Below are 18,033 nucleotides of genomic sequence, written 5' to 3' on the forward strand. Positions count from 1 at the left end.
GTGCCTTTTAAAGAATGAAAGGCATTATCCACACGTCTATGGCTATAAGACAGCCAAGGGCCATAAACCCTGCGACCACATCATCCACCATTATGCCCAGTCCCCCAGGCATACGGGCATCCAGCCAGTTAATCGGCCAGGGCTTTAACACGTCAAACAGTCGGAACAGCATAAACGCCATCAGAACACCGTAGACCTGATCGGGAAGCAGCCCGAGCGCGATCCACATACCAACAAACTCGTCCCAGACGATGCCGCCATGATCGTGAACCTTTAAATCCGCTGCCGTCTTACCGCACAACCAGATACCCACCAGAAAGGCCACCAGGACGACCAGCCAATAGGCCACCGGCGGCATCCACTCGAAGGCGTACCACAGGGGAATTGCCGCCAGGCTGCCCCAGGTACCAGGTGCTCTGGGCGCAGCACCACTGCCAAAACCGAAAGCCAACAGGTGCACGGGGTTGCGAAGGAAACCCGGCGGCAATATTGCCTGGGCGTTATCCGGTTCGTGCAGCAGGTTTTCGTCCGTCAATCTGGCCTCCTAAAATGATCAAATCCTTGATGGCGTTCAGCGTCGTCACAGCCCGCTACGCTCAAACCGCGCTCGCGATGAATCCGCCCGATGACCGTCAACTGATTACGAACTGACGGATCCAGCCCCGCCAGCATGTCGGGGGCGATCGTTACACACAGCTCGTAATCATCACCGGCACTCAGTGCAAAGGCCAGGGCATGATCAGCCTTCAGCTGAGACAACGCTGGCGACAGGGGGACTGTCGCCGCATCAAGCTCGGCACCCACTCCTGACGCGTCCAGAATGTGTTGCAGGTCCGCCAACAGACCATCGGAAATATCGATCGCGGCCGACGCCTTGCCCGCCAACTTCTGCCCAATAAGCAGGCGCGGCTGCGGGTAATGGTAACGTAAAAGCACAGCCTGTTGCGCGGCCGTGGGTTTCGGAGCGCCAAGAAAGTCCAGGGCAGCCCCCGCATCACCCAACGGTCCTGTCACACACACCATGTCACCGGGCTGCGCGCCTGAACGCCTGAGGGCCTGACCCTCGACGACGGTGCCATGAACCTGCAGAGTAATGGTTAGCGGCCCCCGAGTAGTGTCGCCTCCCGCCAGTGCGATTCCGAATTCCGCACTCGCTTTGGCCAAACCCGCGGCAAGTCCCGCAAGCCATTCCGGGTCTGCTGCCGGCAGGGTCAGCGCCAGGGTGAAACACACAGGTTCGGCACCCATGGCCGCAAGGTCACTGGTGGCGACGGCAAGTGCTCGCCAGCCAAGATACTCAGGGGGATAATCAAGAGGAAAGTGGACACCCTCAACCAGGGTGTCCACTGAAAACACCAGATCCCGACCCGATGGCACGCGCTGAATAGCGCAATCGTCGCCAGGGCCGAGCACGAGCTGATCTTGCCTGGCGTTATCCGCCAGCGGCTGAAAATACTGCCGGATAAGCTCGAATTCGCCCATGAATCAGCGCGGACGGGTTTCGGCCAGTCGCAGGCGACGGCTGAGCTTGTCCAGAATGCTGTTCACAAACTTGTGCCCCTCGGTACCACCAAAACGCTTGGCCATTTCGATACCTTCGTTAATCACCACTTTGTAGGGCACGTCAATGCGGTGCTTCAATTCATAGGCACCCAGGCGCACAATGGCCAGTTCCACCGGGTCCACCTCTTGCAGGGGCCGATCGAGGAACGGCTCCAGCAGCTTGTCCAGTTCTGCCTGTTCCCGGTGCACGCCCCGCAAAACGTCTCGAAAATACATAACATCCACCTTGCTCATGTCGTTATCCACCATGAACTCGGCTTCGATATCGGAAATCGGCGTCTTGCTGAAGTGCCGCTGGTAAAGCCCCTGCATAGCGAGAGCTCTGGCCCGACGGCGGTCTCCGGCCTTAGGCTTGCTGGTCATCCCCGGCTGGGGAGAAGTATCACCCGCTTCAGTCATTACTCACCCAACTTTTTGAACAGACTGACCATTTCCAGGGCAGTAATGGCGGCTTCCGCACCTTTGTTGCCGGCTTTGGTACCCGAGCGCTCAATGGCCTGCTCAATGGAATCCACCGTCAACACACCAAAGGTCACTGGCACGTCGGTTTCGAGGCTGACAGCACCCAGGCCACTGGAGGCCTCACCCGCCACGTACTCGAAGTGCGGGGTGCCACCGCGAATCACCGCGCCCAGAGCGATGATGGCATCAAAATCCGAAGACTCCGCCACACGCTTGACGGCCAGCGGCATTTCGTAGGCACCCGGAACACGGACAATGGTGATGTCGTCATCAGAAATACCGTGGCGGCGCAGGGTATCGACAGCACCTTCCACCAGGCTCTCCACCACAAAACCGTTAAAACGGCCAACCACCAGCGCATAGCGACCACTGCACTGGGTAAAATCACCTTCAATTACTTTGATAGCTGCCATCATGGGCTCCTTCGCGGGCTGCAGCGGGTTATGCCGCAGCCAGGTTTATCATTCAGGTGTATAGGGTACGTACTCCACCACTTCCAGATCGAAACCGGAGATGGCGGAAAATTTAACCGGCGGGCTCAGCAGGCGCATTTTACCCACACCGATGTCACGCAGAATCTGGGAGCCGGTCCCCACCGTAAAGTACACGCCGGAGCTGCCCTTGCCGGCCGACTTCTGGCCGCTGTCATAAAACTCCTGAATGCGATCTTCCAGGTTGTAGCTGTCTTCTGCACTGTTCAGCAGCACCACCACGCCACGACCTTCATCGGCCACTTTTTCCAGCGCGTGGTGCAACGGCCAGCTGCGGGAATCCTTCCGGCGAGCACCCAGCAAGTCACGCAGCGTATCGGTAATATGCACCCGAACATACACAGGCTCATCCGACGAAATATCGCCCATGATCATCGCCAGATGGGTCGCGCCCTGAATGTTGTCCCGGTAGGTGCGCAGCTTGAACTCACCGTACTCAGTGTCCAGCTTGTGCTCTTCCACGCACTCCACGGTTTTTTCATTCATGGTGCGATAATGAATCAGATCGGCAATCGTACCGATTTTCAAGCCATGCTCTTCCGCAAACTTTTCCAAATCTTCACGGCGGGCCATGGAGCCGTCGTCGTTCATGACCTCACAGATCACACCCGCCGCCTCGCAACCCGCCAGCGCGGCAAGATCACAGGAAGCTTCAGTGTGCCCGGCACGACTCAGCACACCGCCGGGATCGGACATCAGCGGGAAAATATGGCCTGGCTGCACCAGATCAGCCGCTTTGGCATCCCGAGCGACGGCCGCTTGCACAGTACGGGCGCGGTCTGCCGCAGAAATGCCGGTGGTTACGCCTTCCCGGGCTTCGATCGACAAGGTGAACTTGGTGCCAAAGCCAGAAGCGTTCTGCTGTACCATCAACGGCAGGCCAAGCTGTTCACAACGCTGCCGGGTCATTGGCATACAGATCAAGCCACGACCAAAGCGGGCCATAAAGTTGATGGCTTCCGGCGTGCAATGCTCTGCCGCCATCACAAGGTCGCCTTCGTTCTCGCGGTCTTCGTCATCCATCAGGATGACCATTTTACCCTGACGAATATCTTCGATGATGTCTTCAATGCTGTTCAGTGCCATACGTTTCTGCACCCTGTCACTCCGGCCATTATTCAGAACAGCTCAGAGGAATGAATTGAATGATTAGCGACGAGCCAGGATCAATCGCTGATCCTCTCCCACCTGACGGCGATCCAGCACGCTCCATTGCACTTTGTCAGCCATGACTTCGATTGGCAGATGCGCGGTTGGGCGACCCGTACTCCCCAGAAACACCGGGGCCTGGTACAGCCAAAGCTCATCCACCAGATTCTCGTTGATAAAGGTTCCGGCCAGTGTCGGCCCCGCTTCCACCAGTAATTCGTTGATGCCCATCTCGCCAAGGGCATCCAGCAACTCGGCCACATCCACACCGTTGTCTTTCCAGGCCACGCCGGTCAGGCTGACCCCCAGTGCCGCCAAATCCTGCGCAGGAGCGGTCGCCAATGTGGAGCTGGCGCAAAACACCTGCACATTGCCACCACGGAGAATTCTGGCGGTTGCCGGCGTACGGGCATCCCGGTCAGCAATTACCCTCAGGGGTTGCCTTGAGGGGTCGGTGGCGTCGCCAATATCGCCCATTTCATCCCGGCGCACGGTCAGGGACGGATCATCGGCCATTACCGTGCCGACTCCCGTAAGAATAGCATCGCTCATGGCGCGCAGCCGCTGCACGTCTCGCCGCGCCTCTGGCCCGGTAATCCACTGGCTCTCACCGGAAGCCATGGCCGTGCGGCCGTCCAGACTGGCCGCCATTTTCAGGCGAACCCAGGGACGACCTTTATTCATACGATTCATAAACCCGGGGTTCAGGCGGGCCGCGGCCTCGCCAAGCACGCCTTCGGTGACCTTGATGCCGGCATCCCTCAGCATGTCGAGCCCCCGGCCAGAAACGGACGGGTTCGGGTCTTTCGTGGCGGCAAACACCTGGGCCACTCCCGCATCTACCAGCGCCTTGGCACAGGGCGGCGTGCGGCCATAATGGCTGCAGGGCTCCAACGTAACGTATGCCGTTGCACCTCGCGCCTCATACCCGGCCTGACTCAGCGCCCGGACTTCTGCGTGGGCCTCGCCCGCTCGCTCGTGCCAACCTTCGCCGACAATGCGATTGCCCCGTGCAATTACACAGCCAACCCGGGGGTTGGGATGGGTAGAATAACGACCACGCCAGGCCAGCTGGATAGCTCGGGCCATCATCGCCCTGTCACGGTCTGAAATCATGCCTTGCCTTTATCGGACTGGTTATCCGCCAACACCCGGGCAACATCCACGGCGGTATCGCCGTTGCCCTGAGACAAGCGCTCGATCTCTTCCTTGAATTCGTTGATGTCCTGAAAGCTACGGTACACCGAGGCAAACCGCACGTATGCCACCTTGTCCAGCTGGCGCAGTTCAGTCATTACTTCTTCACCCAGCTGCATGGACTTTACTTCGCGCTCGCCGGTTGCTCTCAACCGATACTTGATCCGGTTCAGTGCCGCATCGATCTCTTCGATGCTCACCGGCCGCTTTTCCAGCGCCTTCATCAGGCCGGCCCGCAACTTTTCTTCGTCAAAGGGTTGGCGGGTGCCATCCTGCTTGACCACCCGCGGCATCACCAGTTCGGCTGTTTCGAAGGTGGTAAACCGCTCATGACAGGACAAGCACTCCCTGCGGCGGCGTACCTGATCACCCTCGGCCACCAGGCGCGAATCAATCACCTTGGTATCGGCTTCACCACAGAAAGGACAATGCATAATTCACAGGCTCCGGAAAGGAAGAACCCGGATGGTCCTTGCGGAGCACCCGGGCAGGCACATTACCGTGCGTTTCAGCCGTAAACCGGGAAGCGGGCACACACCGCTTCAACCTGTTCACGCACGCGGCTGATGACGGCGTCGTCTTCAAGGTTGTCGAGGATGTCGCACATCCAGCCTGCCAGGTCACGGCACTCCTGCTCACCAAAGCCGCGAGTGGTAACCGCCGGGGTACCGATACGCAGCCCGGAGGTGACGAACGGTGAACGCGGATCGTTAGGAACGGCGTTCTTGTTCACGGTGATGTGAGCGCGGCCGAGGGCTGCGTCTGCATCTTTACCGGTGATGTCCTGCTTGATCAGGCTGACCAGGAACAGGTGGTTCTTGGTGCCACCGGAAACCACGTCAAAACCGCGCTCAACAAACACCTCGGCCATGACGCTGGCGTTGGTCACCACCTGCTGCTGGTAGGCCTTGAAGTCATCGCTCATGGCTTCTTTGAAGCAGATGGCCTTGGCCGCGATAACGTGCATCAGCGGGCCACCCTGACCGCCGGGGAAGACAGCGGAGTTCAGTTTCTTGTGCAGATCTTCGTCGTCACACGCCAGAATCAAGCCGCCACGGGGGCCGCGCAGCGTTTTGTGGGTGGTAGTGGTGACCACGTGGGCGTGCGGCATAGGATCCGGGTACACGCCGGCGGCAACCAGGCCGGCTACGTGGGCCATGTCGACAAACAGGTAAGCGCCCACCTTGTCGGCAATGGCTCGGAACCGGGCAAAATCCAGCTCCTGGGAATAGGCGGAGAAGCCGGCGATGATCATCTTCGGCTTGTTCTCAACGGCCAGGGCTTCCACTTCGTCGTAATCGATCAGGCCGGTTTCCGGGTTCAGGCCGTACTGAACGGCGTGGTAGATCTTGCCGGAGAAGTTCACGCTAGCACCGTGGGTCAGGTGACCACCGTGGGCCAGACTCATACCCAGAACGGTATCGCCGGGCTTGAGCAGTGCCATGAATACGGCGGAGTTAGCCTGGGAGCCGGAGTGCGGCTGCACGTTGGCGTAGGCGGCCCCAAACAGTTCCTTGGCGCGGTCAATGGCCAGCTGCTCGGCAATATCGACAAACTCGCAACCACCGTAGTAGCGCTTGCCGGGGTAGCCTTCGGCGTACTTGTTGGTCAGCACGCTGCCCTGCGCTTCCATTACCCGGGGGCTGGTGTAATTTTCGGACGCAATCAGTTCGATGTGCGCTTCCTGGCGCTTTTCTTCCGCCTGCATGGCGTTCCACAGTTCGTCATCGAAACCGGCGATTTTCATATCACGATTAAACATGGATGTGCTGCCCCTGTCTGAATGGCTGGCCCGGCTTGCCTTTGCGCATGCCGCAACCCCTGAAAAATTGGGCCGCTATTCTATCTCGAAAGCGGGTTAAAAATCATCCTTTATGCCGTCCGCAGATACCGGCACACGGGCAGTGCGAAATTTCACTCAATTGCTATCCCTGATCGGTTTAGATACCTTAGCCGGTTAACGTTCCAAGGTGCTGGATTTGGCAGTGCCCACCCCGAAGGCCTCAGCCGGACACCTGCAGTGTTTTCGTCCTGTTACGCACATTTCTGAAAAAGGATTCCGACAACATGGCTCAATACGTCTACACCATGAACCGCGTGGGCAAGGTAGTACCACCCAAGCGGGAGATCCTGAAAGACATTTCTCTGAGCTTCTTCCCCGGCGCCAAAATCGGCGTCCTAGGCTTGAACGGCTCCGGTAAGTCCACCCTGCTTCGTATTATGGCGGGCGTTGACCAGGATTACATCGGCGAAGCCCGGCCACAGCCCGGCATTAATGTGGGCTACCTGCCCCAGGAGCCGGAGCTGGACGAAGAGAAGACCGTCAAGGAAATCGTCGACGAGTCCGTGGCCCACGTACACAACGCCCTGGCTGAGCTGGACCAGGTCTACGCCGCCTACGCCGAGCCAGATGCCGATTTCGACGCCCTGGCCAAAAAACAGGGCGAACTGGAGGCCATCATTCAGGCCACCGACGGGCACGACATCGAACGCAAGATGGAAGTGGCTGCCGATGCCCTTCGCTTGCCGGCCTGGGATCAAAAAGTCAAAGTGCTGTCCGGCGGTGAGCGCCGCCGTGTGGCCCTGTGCCGCCTGTTGCTGTCCGGCCCGGACATGCTGCTGCTGGACGAGCCCACTAACCACCTGGATGCAGAATCCGTGGCCTGGCTGGAGCGCTTCCTGCACGATTACGATGGCACAGTGGTCGCCATTACCCACGACCGTTACTTCCTGGACAACGTCGCCGGCTGGATTCTCGAACTGGACCGTGGCCACGGCATCCCGTTCGAAGGCAACTACAGCCAGTGGCTGGAAAACAAAGAGAAGCGTCTGGAGATGGAGTCCAAGCAGGAAGCTTCGCACCAGAAAGCCATCAAGCAGGAGCTTGAGTGGGTGCGTTCCAACGCCAAGGGACGCCAGTCCAAGAGCAAGGCCCGCCTGGCCCGCTTTGAGGAGATGAGCTCTCAGGAATTCCAGAAGCGGAATGAAACCAACGAACTCTATATTCCACCCGGACCACGCCTGGGCGGCAAGGTGATCGAAGTGGAAGGCATCAGCAAGGCCTTCGGTGACCGTCTGCTCTACGAAAACGTGTCCTTCAGCGTACCCCCCGGTGCCATTGTCGGCATCATCGGCGGTAACGGTGCTGGTAAATCCACGCTGTTCAAGATGATTGCGGGCATGGACAAGCCGAATTCCGGCACCATCACCGTGGGCGAAACCTTGGAGCTGGCCTACGTAGACCAGATGCGCGACCTTGACGGCAGCAAAACCGTGTGGGAGGAGCTGTCCGACGGCAACGACATCATCAAGGTGGGCAACTACGAAACCCCCTCCCGCGCCTACGTCGGCCGTTTCAACTTCAAGGGCACCGATCAGCAAAAGCGGGTCGGTGATCTTTCCGGTGGTGAGCGTAACCGCCTGCATCTGGCCAAGCTGCTGAAGCAGGGCGGCAACGTGTTGCTGCTGGACGAACCGACCAACGACCTGGATGTGGAAACCCTGCGCGCACTGGAGGAAGCCATCTTGAACTTCCCGGGATCTGCGCTGGTGATCTCGCACGACCGCTGGTTCCTGGACCGCGTCGCCAGCCACATCCTGGCGTTCGAGGATGACGGCGAGGTGGTGTATTTTGAAGGCAACTTCACCGACTACGACGCCGACTTCAAGAAGCGCAAAGGGGAATCAGCGATGCAGCCCAAGCGCATGAAATACAAGAAGCTGGCGTAATGGCAAAACCGAAAACCGCGTTTGTCTGCACCGAGTGCGGCGCTGACTACTCCAAATGGCAGGGCCAGTGTACGGCCTGCCAGGCCTGGAACACCGTCAGCGAAGTGCGCGGTGTCTCCGGGGGCAACAGCACCAAAGGCGTGCGCGGCATCCGCTTTGAGGGTTATGCCGGCAGCCTGTCGGAAGTTAAAAGCCTGGACGAAGTCAGCCTGGCTGAGCAGTCCCGCATCAGCACCGGTATGCAGGAGTTTGACCGGGTGCTGGGTGGCGGCCTGATTGAGGGCTCAGCGGTGTTGATGGGCGGTCACCCCGGTGCCGGCAAGAGCACACTGCTGCTCCAGGCCGTGTGCCAACTGGCCGCTCAACACCCTGCCCTGTACGTGACCGGTGAGGAGTCGCTGCAACAAGTGGCCATGCGCGCCAAGCGCCTGGGCTTGCCCACCAAAGACCTGAAAATGCTATCGGAAACCAGCGTGGAACGTGTCATGCAGGTGGCTGAGGCAGAGAAGCCCCGCATTCTGGTGGTAGACAGTATTCAGGTGATGCACGTCGCCGAGATCGAATCTGCACCGGGCTCGGTCTCGCAAGTGCGCGAGAGCGCTGCCTACCTGACCCGCTTCGCCAAGCAGACCGGTACCATCCTTTTCCTGGTTGGCCACGTCACCAAAGACGGCAGCCTGGCGGGCCCGAAGGTGCTGGAGCACATGATTGACTGTTCGATTCTGCTCGAAGGCTCCAGTGACAGCCGTTACCGCACCCTGCGGGGCATCAAGAACCGCTTTGGTGCGGTCAATGAGCTGGGTGTGTTCGCGATGCTGGAACAGGGCCTGAAGGAAGTGAAAAACCCCAGTGCCATCTTCCTGAACCGGGGAGAAGAAGCGGCGCCCGGCAGTGTGGTGATGGTGGTATGGGAAGGCACAAGGCCAATGCTGGTGGAGATCCAGGCGTTGGTGGATATGGCTCAGGGCAGCTATCCGAGGCGGGTGGCGGTGGGCCTGGACCAGAACCGCCTGGCCATGCTTTTGGCGGTGCTGCACCGCCACGGGGGCATGCACGTAGCCGATCAGGATGTGTTCGTAAACGTGGTGGGTGGCGTCAAAGTCAACGAAACCAGCGCCGACCTGGCCCTGCTTGCTGCTGTGGTATCGTCCTTCCGCAACCGGGCCTTGCCACAGGATCTGGTGATTTTCGGAGAAGTCGGCTTATCCGGCGAAATCCGCCCGGTTCCCAGCGGACAGGAGCGCATTTACGAAGCCTCGAAGCACGGCTTCACCCGCGCCCTGGTGCCCAAAGCCAACGCGCCACGCAAGCCTGTGGAGGGTATGAAAGTTATTCCAGTGACCAAGCTTTCGGATGCGCTTTCGGCTTTGGAGGAGTTTTAGGCACTCACCCAAGCCTGCTTATTGAGGTGCGTATGGCTATTGCTGGGACTTCCTTCCAAAAAACGCTACGAGCACATCCCTGTGCGCTTCGCTCCGGCCATCCATGGCCTCCGAGATTTTTGGAAGGAAGTCCCAGCAATAGCCAGCCGAGCCTTGGTGTTATCCGCCACAAACTCAATCGATCAGATGCGCAAACTCCCGCTCCAGAAGAGCTTGATCACCTAAATTCAGTTCCACCAACCGCTTCAGATGCGTTGCACTATCCAAGTCAATGTACTGACACCGGAACCCAAGCCGGTGATCCTCAACGTGCTTTAACTCCACCGCCATCACAATCGCAGCTTCGTGCTCGTTCAGATGAACCACCAACTCACAGGGCTTACTCAACGGTACATTCCAACCCTCGGGCCGCTGAACCAGAACACCCTTGAGTGATATATCCAGCACCTCCGTCGTCCACACGTGATCCTGATAGTGCAGCTCGCACGGGGCATCAAAGTTGATGCGATGGAAACGACGGTTTTCCGGTGTTTTCGTGGACAAGACAGAGGCTCCGAGTCATGAGTGTTGCTTTCCATGACTATAGACCGGACACAAACGCGAAGCCAATCTTATGATAAAGGCAACCTGAACAGGCAAGCCAAGGGGTCGGGAGAATATTTCCAGAGATCAAAAGCGGGGTGGCGGTAGGGCCTCCAAAAAATCTCGGAGGCCATGGATGGCCGGAGCGAAGCGCACATGGATGTGCTCGTAGCGTTTTTTTGGAGGCCCTACCGCCACCCTGCCCACTCCACAACCCTCAGGCTGGGAGTAAACAGAGCACAGGCTCGAACTTATTGGTGATACTGCCCGCTAAGCTCAACAACCGCCTCTATGAACGCCCCGGCATGCTCCGGATCCACATCCGGTGTAATCCCATGTCCAAGATTGAAAATATGCCCGGAACCGGAGCCATAGCGCTTGAGGATGTCCGCCACTTCCTGGCGAATCCGCGCCTTCGGCGCATACAGCATTGCCGGGTCCATATTGCCCTGCAGTGCTACCTTATCGCCTACACGAGCACGGGCATTACCGATATCCGTGGTCCAGTCCAGACCCACCGCATCGGCGCCACAGTCTGCGATGGACTCAAGCCACTGGCCACCGTTCTTGGTGAATACGATGACCGGCACCCGACGGCCTTCGTTTTCACGAATCAGACCATCCACAATCTTCTTCATATAACGCAGCGAGAACTCGTCGTAGGCCCAGCTGCTGAGCACGCCGCCCCAGGTATCAAAAATCTGCACCGCCTGGGCGCCGGCCTTGATCTGGCCGTTCAGGTAGTCGATCACTGAGTCTGCCAGATGATCCAGCAAACGGTGCATCACCTCCGGCTGACCGTACATCAACTTCTTGGCTTCCGAGAACGTCTTCGAAGAACCACCCTCAATCATATAGGTGGCCAGAGTCCACGGGCTCCCGGAGAAACCGATCAGCGGAACACGGCCATTCAGCTCGCGGCGAATCGTAGAAACCGCGTTCATTACGTAGTCCAGGTCCGACTCGGCGTTCATTTTTGGTAGCGCGTCAACATCGGCTTCAGAGCGAATCACCTTGCGGAATTTCGGGCCTTCGCCGGTTTCAAAATACAGGCCCAGACCCAGAGCGTCCGGAATGGTGAGGATGTCTGAAAACAGAATCGCGGCATCCAGCGGGTAACGCTCCAGAGGCTGCAAAGTGACTTCGCAGGCCAGCGGAGTATTCTTGCAAAGGCTGAGGAAGTCGCCCGCTTTCGCCCGGGTGGCACGGTACTCAGGCAGGTAACGGCCGGCCTGGCGCATCATCCACACCGGGGTGCGGTCCACGGGCTGGCGCATCAGGGCGCGCAGAAAGCGGTCATTCTTCAGCTCAGTCATAGTTCCAGTCTTCTCGTCGGTAAATGGTCAGAGACAATGGGGAGCAATGATACCCCGTTTGCGCCAATAAAAAAGGGCGGCTTTCCACTAGAAAGCCGCCCTTCTGACACCGGTCAAGCGTTCAATCAGACATCCAGGTAATCCAGGATGCCCTCAGCAGCCTGACGCCCCTCCCAAATGGCAGTGACCACCAGGTCGGAACCGCGAACCATATCGCCACCGGCAAAGATCTTCGGGTTGCTGGTCTGGAACGGTAGCTCCGCCTGCTCCGGAGCCGTTACCCGGCCGGAATCATCGGTGTTCACCCCAAGTTCTTCAAACCAGGGCGCCGGGCTTGGGCGGAAACCGAACGCCACCAGCACCGCGTCGGCCGGAATCACTTCTTCACTACCGGGCACAACTTCCGGGCGACGACGACCGTTTTCGTCCGGGGCACCCAGCTCAGTCGTGACCACTTTTACGCCTTCTACCTTGCCGTTACCGACGATCTCTATCGGCTGGCGATTGAACAGGAACTTGACCCCTTCCTCTTTGGCGTTGGACACCTCACGGCGGGAGCCGGGCATGTTTGCCTCGTCCCGGCGGTAGGCGCACACCACGCTTTCCGCCTGCTGCCGAATGGAGGTCCGGTTACAGTCCATGGCGGTATCTCCGCCGCCCAGAACCACCACACGCTTGCCCTTCAGATCGATGAAGTCGGCTGGCTTTTTCTCAAAGCCGAGGCGGCGATTCACATTGGACACGAGGAACGGCAAGGCATCGTAAACACCGGGCAGGTCCTCACCGGGAAAGCCACCTTTCATGTAGGTGTAGGTTCCCATACCCATAAACACCGCATCGAACTCTTCAAGGATGTTTTTGAGCTGCACATCTTTGCCCACCTCGGTGTTCAGGCGGAACTCAACACCCATTTCCTCGAACACCTTGCGGCGGCGAGCCATCACGGATTTTTCCAGCTTGAACTCGGGGATACCAAAGGTCAGCAGACCGCCGATTTCCGGGTAGATATCGAAAACCACGGGCTTGACGCCGTTGCGCACCAGAACGTCAGCGCAGCCGAGGCCTGCAGGGCCGGCACCGATGACGGCCACTTTTTTGTCCGTCCACTTCACGTTGGACATATCGGGCTTCCAGCCCAATGCAAAGGCGGTGTCGGTGATGTACTTTTCAACAGAGCCGATCGTGACCGCGCCAAATCCGTCGTTCAGAGTACAGGCGCCTTCACACAAGCGGTCCTGAGGGCACACACGACCGCAGACCTCTGGCAAGGAGTTGGTCTGGTGGCACAATTCCACCGCTTTCATGATATTGCCCTCCGACACCAGCTTCAGCCAGTTCGGAATGTAGTTGTGTACCGGGCACTTCCATTCGCAGTATGGGTTGCCGCACTCCAGACACCGGTGTGCCTGAGAGGCTGCATGGGTTTCCGTGAACGGGTGATAAATTTCCCCGAACTCTTTCTTCCGCTTCTTGGCAGGCACCTTTTTTGGATCAACCCGCCCTACTTCGACAAACTGAAAGTCATTGTGGAGACGTTCTTTCATAGTGTTGCTCTCATCAGCTCGATTTCGACGGGGCTGCGCGCCGGGCGCAACCCATCAACCTGTTATCCCGAAGTGACTATTCCGGGCGGGCACGGGTGCTGGCCAACAGGCTGCGCAGGTTTGCAGCCTTCGGTTTAACCAGCCAGAACCGGCCAATGTAATCGTCGAAATCCTCCAGAAGGTGCTCAGCCCAAGCGCTTCCTGTTTCTGAAATATGTTCCCGGATCACACCGCGCAGGTGGTTCCGGTAGGCTTCCATGTCTTCCCGTGAAATACGCTGGATCTCAACCAGTTCGTGGTTGTACTTGTCCACAAACGTGTTGTCCAGATCGAGCACATAAGCGAAACCGCCGGTCATACCGGCGCCAAAGTTATAGCCGGTAGCACCGAGAACCGTCACCAGGCCGCCGGTCATATATTCACAGCAGTGATCGCCGGCACCTTCAACAACCGCATGAGCACCGGAGTTACGAACGGCGAACCGCTCGCCCGCAGTGCCAGCCGCAAACAGTTTGCCGCCGGTAGCACCGTACAGACAGGTATTACCGATGATCGACGTTTCCTGGGTCTTGAACTTGCTGCCACGGGGTGGCTTGACCACCAGCTTGCCGCCGGTCATACCTTTGCCCACGTAATCGTTGGCATCGCCTTCCAGGATCATGTTCAGGCCACCGACGTTCCACACACCAAAGCTCTGACCCGCCGTACCGGTCAAATCCAGCGTGATCGACGCATCGGCCATGCCCTGGTTGCCATAACGCGCTGCAATTTCACCCGACAGCCGAGCGCCAATCGAACGGTCGCAGTTGGTGACCTTGTAATTCCAGGCACCACCGGATTTCTCGGCGATTGCACTGGCGGTGTCTTTCACCATCCGCTCAGCGAGCTTACCCTCATCAAAGGGCTGATTACGCTCTACCTGACAGGTCTGCGGCTTGTCTGCCGGAATGTGGTCATTCTGCAACAGACGTGTAAGGTCGAGCTTCTTCTGACGCTCGGTGTCACCCGGCAGGCGCTCCAGCAGGTCAACACGGCCCACCAGCTCTTCAAGGGTGCGCACACCCAGCTTGGCCATCCACTCCCGGGTTTCCTCTGCCACAAAGCGGAAGAAGTTCATGGCCATCTCGACCGTGCCCTTAAAGTGTTCTTCCCTCAGATAATCATTCTGGGTCGCCACACCGGTTGCACAGTTGTTCAGGTGACAGATTCGCAGGTACTTACAGCCCAGAGCAACCATGGGCGTGGTGCCGAAACCAAAGCTCTCTGCGCCCAGGATGGCCGCCTTAACGACATCCAGACCGGTTTTGATGCCGCCGTCGGTCTGCAGGCGAATCTTGCCACGCAGATCATTGGCACGCAGGGCTTGCTGAGTTTCAGTCAAACCAAGTTCCCAAGGGGAGCCGGCGTAACGGATCGAGGTCAGCGGGCTGGCCGCGGTACCGCCGTCGTAACCAGATACGGTAATCAGGTCTGCGTAGGCCTTGGCCACACCCGCTGCGATAGTACCGACACCGGGCTCGGAGACCAGCTTCACCGATACCAGTGCCTCCGGGTTCACCTGCTTCAGATCGAAAATCAGCTGAGCAAGATCTTCGATCGAATAGATGTCATGGTGTGGCGGCGGCGAAATCAGGGTGACGCCGGGCACGGAATAGCGCAGCCGTGCGATCAGGTCGTTGACCTTACCCCCGGGCAACTGGCCACCCTCTCCGGGCTTGGCGCCCTGGGCGACCTTGATTTGCATAACGTCGGCACTGCGCAGGTACTCGGCGGTAACGCCGAAACGCCCGGAAGCCACTTGTTTGATTTTCGAACGCTTATTGGTGCCGTAACGGGCAGGATCTTCACCACCCTCACCGGAGTTAGAGCGGCCACCCAGCGTGTTCATCGCCACAGCCAGCGCTTCGTGGGCCTCGGGGGACAGAGCCCCAAGTGACATAGCGGCCGAGTCGAAGCGGGTGAAGATGTTCTCCACCGGCTCTACATCCGCGATATCGACAGGTTTGATGTCCTTTTTGAACACCAACAAATCCCGCAGAGTGGCCACCGGACGCTCGTTGACCAGGCCGGCGTATTCCTTGTAGTGACCATAGTCACCGCTGGTTACCGCCTCCTGAAGCTTACCGACCACATCCGGATTGAAAGCGTGGTATTCCTGGCCGTGCATGTATTTCAGCAGACCACCAGGGGACAGCGGCTTACGGGGCTTCCAGGCCAGGGCTGCAAGCAGTTCCTGGTCCTGCTGGAAATCGTAGAAATCAGCCCCCTGAATTCGGCTGGGCACGCCTTTGAAACACAGATCCACCACGTTATCCGCCAAGCCTATGGCCTCGAAAAGCTGAGCACCGCGGTAAGAGGTGATGGTTGAAATGCCCATCTTGGACAGGATTTTTAACAACCCTTTGTTGATGCCCTTACGGTAGTTGTTTTTGGCTTCGATCGGATCCATCAACAGCTCACCGGTGCGGATCAGATCGTTGAGCACCTGGTATGCCAGGTACGGATACACAGCCGTAGCGCCAAACCCGAACAGCACCGCAAACTGGTGTGGATCACGAACCCAGCCACTTTCAACAATGATGTTGGAATCGCAGCGCAAGCCATTAGCAACCAGATGGTGATGCACAGCCGCTGTCGCCATGACCGCATTTACCGGAAGATCACCTTCGGTCAGGTCTTTATCGCTGAGAATCAGCAGTACCTTGCCGGCACGCACAGCATTGGCCGCCTCGTCACAAACCCGGCGCACCGCCTGCTCCAGCCCTTCTTCAGGACGATAACTCAGGGCAATTCGGGCAACCTCAAATCCGGGGCGCGTGTTGTTCGCCAGTTTCAAATATTTGGCAGGTGACAGAACCGGGGTCGTCAGAATAATCCGGTCAGCGTGCTCTGGCGTTTCCTCGAAAACGTTCTTCTCGGCGCCCAGGCAGGTTTCGAGAGACATCACGATAGTCTCGCGCAGCGGATCAATCGGCGGGTTGGTCACCTGCGCGAACTTCTGACGGAAGTAGTCAGCTACGTGGCGCACCTTGCTGGAAAGCACCGCCATGGGCGTGTCATCACCCATTGAGCCAACCGCTTCCTGAGCACCTTCGGCCAGCGGCCGCAGGACCTGATCACGCTCCTCGAACGAAACGTTGAACATTTTCTGGTGCACCAACAGCTCGTCGGCATCCATCAGCTTGAACTCAGGGGTCTCCTGGTTCAGCGTGGTTTCCACCCGCAGCGCGTTCTCTCTCAACCAGCGCTTATAGGGCTGAGCGGTTTTCAGGCGCTTGTCGATATCCTGAGTGTGCAAAACCTCTGCCGTTTCCGTATCGATCGCCAGCATCTGGCCGGGCCCTACCCGACCCTTCGCCACCACGTCATCCGGGGTATAGCTGTAGGTACCCACCTCAGATGCCAGGGTGATGAAGTCATCCTTGGTGATCACCCACCGCGCTGGCCGCAAGCCGTTTCTGTCGAGCATACAAAGGGCATAACGACCATCCGACATGACCAGGCCTGCCGGCCCATCCCAGGGCTCCATGTGCATGGAGTTGAACTCGTAGAAAGCACGGAGTTCCGAATCCATGGTGTCGACGTTTTGCCACGCTGGCGGAACCATCATTCTGACCGCCCGGAAAAGATCAACGCCACCGGCCAGCAGTATTTCCAGCATGTTATCCATACTGGAAGAGTCGGAACCGGTCAGGTTTACCAGCGGTTGAAGAGTTTGCAGATCTGGCAGGTCCGGGGAGCTGAACTTTGCTGCACGGGCGATTGCCCAGTTCCGGTTGCCATCAACGGTGTTGATTTCACCGTTGTGCGCCATAAAGCGAAACGGCTGAGCCAGCGGCCACTTGGGCATGGTGTTGGTTGAGAAGCGCTGGTGGAAAACACAAATGGCCGTTTGCAGATCAGGGTCACCGAGATCCTTGTAAAAATTGGCCAGGTCCGCCGGCATCATAAGGCCTTTATAAGCCAGAGTGCGGTGAGACAAGCTGCAGATATAGAATTCTGAATCGTCCGCCATGTCCCGCTCGGCATAACGCCGCCCCAGGAAAAGACCGATTGCGAACTCTCTTTCGCTCTTCCCGGCAGGCTCAACAAACACCTGTTCAATACGCGGCATACAGTCCTTGGCCATGGGCCCAAGACAGCTGTCGTCGACGGGCACTTCACGCCAGCCCATGACTTCCAGCCCCTGCTCGACCAATCTTTGCTCTATCGCAGCCCGGCCTGTCGCCGCCCGGGCTTCGTCCGGAGCTAAAAAAACCTGGCCAACTGCAAATAAGTCGCCAGGTTTTTTTCCAAACGCTGCTTCAGCAGCTTTGACCAGAAAGGCCTTTGGGCTCTGCAGCAGCAGACCACAACCATCACCTGTCTTTCCGTCAGCCGCAATGCCGCCCCGGTGAGTCATGCAGGTAAGTGATTCAATGGCCGTTTTCAACAGCTTATGGCTGGCCTCGCCCTTCATATGGGCAATCAGGCCAAAACCGCAGTTGTCCCTGAATTCATCGGGATGATACAAGCCTGTAGTCATAAGCGTTCTCTCACGTAGAAATGCTTTCCTGCTAGCGCATTCCGCACCAAGATAGTGCACAAAACGTGCTAACACCGAAAAAAAGGGGGAAGG

At 58.3% G+C, this 18,033-nt stretch carries 14 protein-coding genes; 2 read left to right on the forward strand and 12 right to left on the reverse strand.

The features are described from left to right. Window positions 1–7: 7 nt before the first annotated feature. The 8 genes from QPL95_RS14745 to glyA form a co-directional block, all read right to left on the reverse strand. Window positions 8–535, reverse strand: coding sequence for a phosphatidylglycerophosphatase A (locus tag QPL95_RS14745; protein WP_303291757.1), 528 nt, complete (start codon window positions 533–535; stop codon window positions 8–10). Next, window positions 532–1,482, reverse strand: coding sequence for a thiamine-phosphate kinase (gene thiL, locus QPL95_RS14750; protein WP_303291758.1), 951 nt, complete (start codon window positions 1,480–1,482; stop codon window positions 532–534). Before thiL ends, QPL95_RS14745 begins: the two co-directional genes overlap by 4 nt. A gap of 3 nt (window positions 1,483–1,485) precedes the next feature. After that, window positions 1,486–1,962 carry a transcription antitermination factor NusB gene (nusB, locus tag QPL95_RS14755; RefSeq protein WP_303291759.1) on the reverse strand — a complete coding sequence of 159 codons (477 nt, stop codon included), beginning with the start codon at window positions 1,960–1,962 and terminating at the stop codon, window positions 1,486–1,488. Then, a complete protein-coding gene (ribE, locus tag QPL95_RS14760) occupies window positions 1,962–2,438 on the reverse strand; it encodes a 6,7-dimethyl-8-ribityllumazine synthase (RefSeq protein ID WP_303291760.1) in 477 nt (158 codons plus the stop codon). Before ribE ends, nusB begins: the two co-directional genes overlap by 1 nt. Before the next feature lie 48 nt (window positions 2,439–2,486). Beyond that, window positions 2,487–3,602, reverse strand: coding sequence for a bifunctional 3,4-dihydroxy-2-butanone-4-phosphate synthase/GTP cyclohydrolase II (gene ribBA, locus QPL95_RS14765; RefSeq protein WP_303291873.1), 1,116 nt, complete (start codon window positions 3,600–3,602; stop codon window positions 2,487–2,489). 63 nt (window positions 3,603–3,665) lie between these two features. After that, on the reverse strand, window positions 3,666–4,781 hold the full coding sequence (gene ribD / locus QPL95_RS14770) for a bifunctional diaminohydroxyphosphoribosylaminopyrimidine deaminase/5-amino-6-(5-phosphoribosylamino)uracil reductase RibD (protein ID WP_303291761.1): 1,116 nt from the start codon (window positions 4,779–4,781) through the stop codon (window positions 3,666–3,668). Next, the gene (gene nrdR / locus QPL95_RS14775; RefSeq protein ID WP_303291762.1) at window positions 4,778–5,296 is read right to left on the reverse strand and encodes a transcriptional regulator NrdR; all 519 of its coding nucleotides are present in this window, start codon (window positions 5,294–5,296) and stop codon (window positions 4,778–4,780) included. The genes ribD and nrdR overlap by 4 nt, the downstream gene beginning before the upstream one ends. A 74-nt stretch (window positions 5,297–5,370) precedes the next feature. Beyond that, the gene (gene glyA, locus QPL95_RS14780; protein ID WP_303291763.1) at window positions 5,371–6,624 is read right to left on the reverse strand and encodes a serine hydroxymethyltransferase; all 1,254 of its coding nucleotides are present in this window, start codon (window positions 6,622–6,624) and stop codon (window positions 5,371–5,373) included. Window positions 6,625–6,929: 305 nt separating this feature from the next. On the opposite strand from glyA, the gene ettA reads away from it, so the two are divergent. Both ettA and radA read left to right on the forward strand, forming a co-directional pair. Further along, the gene (gene ettA / locus QPL95_RS14785; protein ID WP_303291764.1) at window positions 6,930–8,591 is read left to right on the forward strand and encodes an energy-dependent translational throttle protein EttA; all 1,662 of its coding nucleotides are present in this window, start codon (window positions 6,930–6,932) and stop codon (window positions 8,589–8,591) included. Then, window positions 8,591–9,973 carry a DNA repair protein RadA gene (radA, locus tag QPL95_RS14790; RefSeq protein WP_303291765.1) on the forward strand — a complete coding sequence of 461 codons (1,383 nt, stop codon included), beginning with the start codon at window positions 8,591–8,593 and terminating at the stop codon, window positions 9,971–9,973. Before ettA ends, radA begins: the two co-directional genes overlap by 1 nt. Window positions 9,974–10,147: 174 nt before the next feature. On the opposite strand, the gene QPL95_RS14795 is transcribed toward radA, so the two are convergent. The 4 genes from QPL95_RS14795 to gltB all read right to left on the reverse strand — a co-directional run bounded on the left by QPL95_RS14795 (window position 10,148) and on the right by gltB (window position 17,940). Further along, complete coding sequence (locus QPL95_RS14795) at window positions 10,148–10,516, reverse strand: PilZ domain-containing protein (RefSeq protein ID WP_303291766.1); 369 nt, start codon at window positions 10,514–10,516, stop codon at window positions 10,148–10,150. A 290-nt stretch (window positions 10,517–10,806) separates the two neighbouring features. Next, window positions 10,807–11,871 (reverse strand): uroporphyrinogen decarboxylase, encoded by a 1,065-nt coding sequence (gene hemE, locus QPL95_RS14800; protein ID WP_303291767.1) that lies wholly within the window; start codon window positions 11,869–11,871, stop codon window positions 10,807–10,809. 125 nt (window positions 11,872–11,996) lie between these two features. Further along, window positions 11,997–13,415: an FAD-dependent oxidoreductase gene (locus tag QPL95_RS14805; protein WP_303291768.1), complete on the reverse strand. Its 1,419-nt coding sequence runs from the start codon at window positions 13,413–13,415 to the stop codon at window positions 11,997–11,999. Window positions 13,416–13,491: 76 nt separating this feature from the next. Then, entirely contained in the window at window positions 13,492–17,940 is a 4,449-nt protein-coding gene (gltB, locus tag QPL95_RS14810) for a glutamate synthase large subunit (RefSeq protein WP_303291769.1), read from the reverse strand. Between the last annotated feature and the right edge of the window lie 93 nt (window positions 17,941–18,033).

The organism is Marinobacter sp. SS5-14b, assembly GCF_030541005.1.
Lineage (GTDB): Bacteria > Pseudomonadota > Gammaproteobacteria > Pseudomonadales > Oleiphilaceae > Marinobacter.

What these genes read in the sequence shown, in the direction of transcription:
- thiL (WP_303291758.1), bottom strand. Translation starts at nt 1,482, where the DNA reads ATGGGCGAATTCGAGCTTATCCGGCAGTATTTTCAGCCGCTGGCGGAT.
- nusB (WP_303291759.1), bottom strand. Translation starts at nt 1,962, where the DNA reads ATGACTGAAGCGGGTGATACTTCTCCCCAGCCGGGGATGACCAGCAAG.
- ribE (WP_303291760.1), bottom strand. Translation starts at nt 2,438, where the DNA reads ATGGCAGCTATCAAAGTAATTGAAGGTGATTTTACCCAGTGCAGTGGT.
- ribBA (WP_303291873.1), bottom strand. Translation starts at nt 3,602, where the DNA reads ATGGCACTGAACAGCATTGAAGACATCATCGAAGATATTCGTCAGGGT.
- ribD (WP_303291761.1), bottom strand. Translation starts at nt 4,781, where the DNA reads ATGATTTCAGACCGTGACAGGGCGATGATGGCCCGAGCTATCCAGCTG.
- nrdR (WP_303291762.1), bottom strand. Translation starts at nt 5,296, where the DNA reads ATGCATTGTCCTTTCTGTGGTGAAGCCGATACCAAGGTGATTGATTCG.
- glyA (WP_303291763.1), bottom strand. Translation starts at nt 6,624, where the DNA reads ATGTTTAATCGTGATATGAAAATCGCCGGTTTCGATGACGAACTGTGG.
- ettA (WP_303291764.1), top strand. Translation starts at nt 6,930, where the DNA reads ATGGCTCAATACGTCTACACCATGAACCGCGTGGGCAAGGTAGTACCA.
- radA (WP_303291765.1), top strand. Translation starts at nt 8,591, where the DNA reads ATGGCAAAACCGAAAACCGCGTTTGTCTGCACCGAGTGCGGCGCTGAC.
- hemE (WP_303291767.1), bottom strand. Translation starts at nt 11,871, where the DNA reads ATGACTGAGCTGAAGAATGACCGCTTTCTGCGCGCCCTGATGCGCCAG.
- QPL95_RS14805 (WP_303291768.1), bottom strand. Translation starts at nt 13,415, where the DNA reads ATGAAAGAACGTCTCCACAATGACTTTCAGTTTGTCGAAGTAGGGCGG.
- gltB (WP_303291769.1), bottom strand. Translation starts at nt 17,940, where the DNA reads ATGACTACAGGCTTGTATCATCCCGATGAATTCAGGGACAACTGCGGT.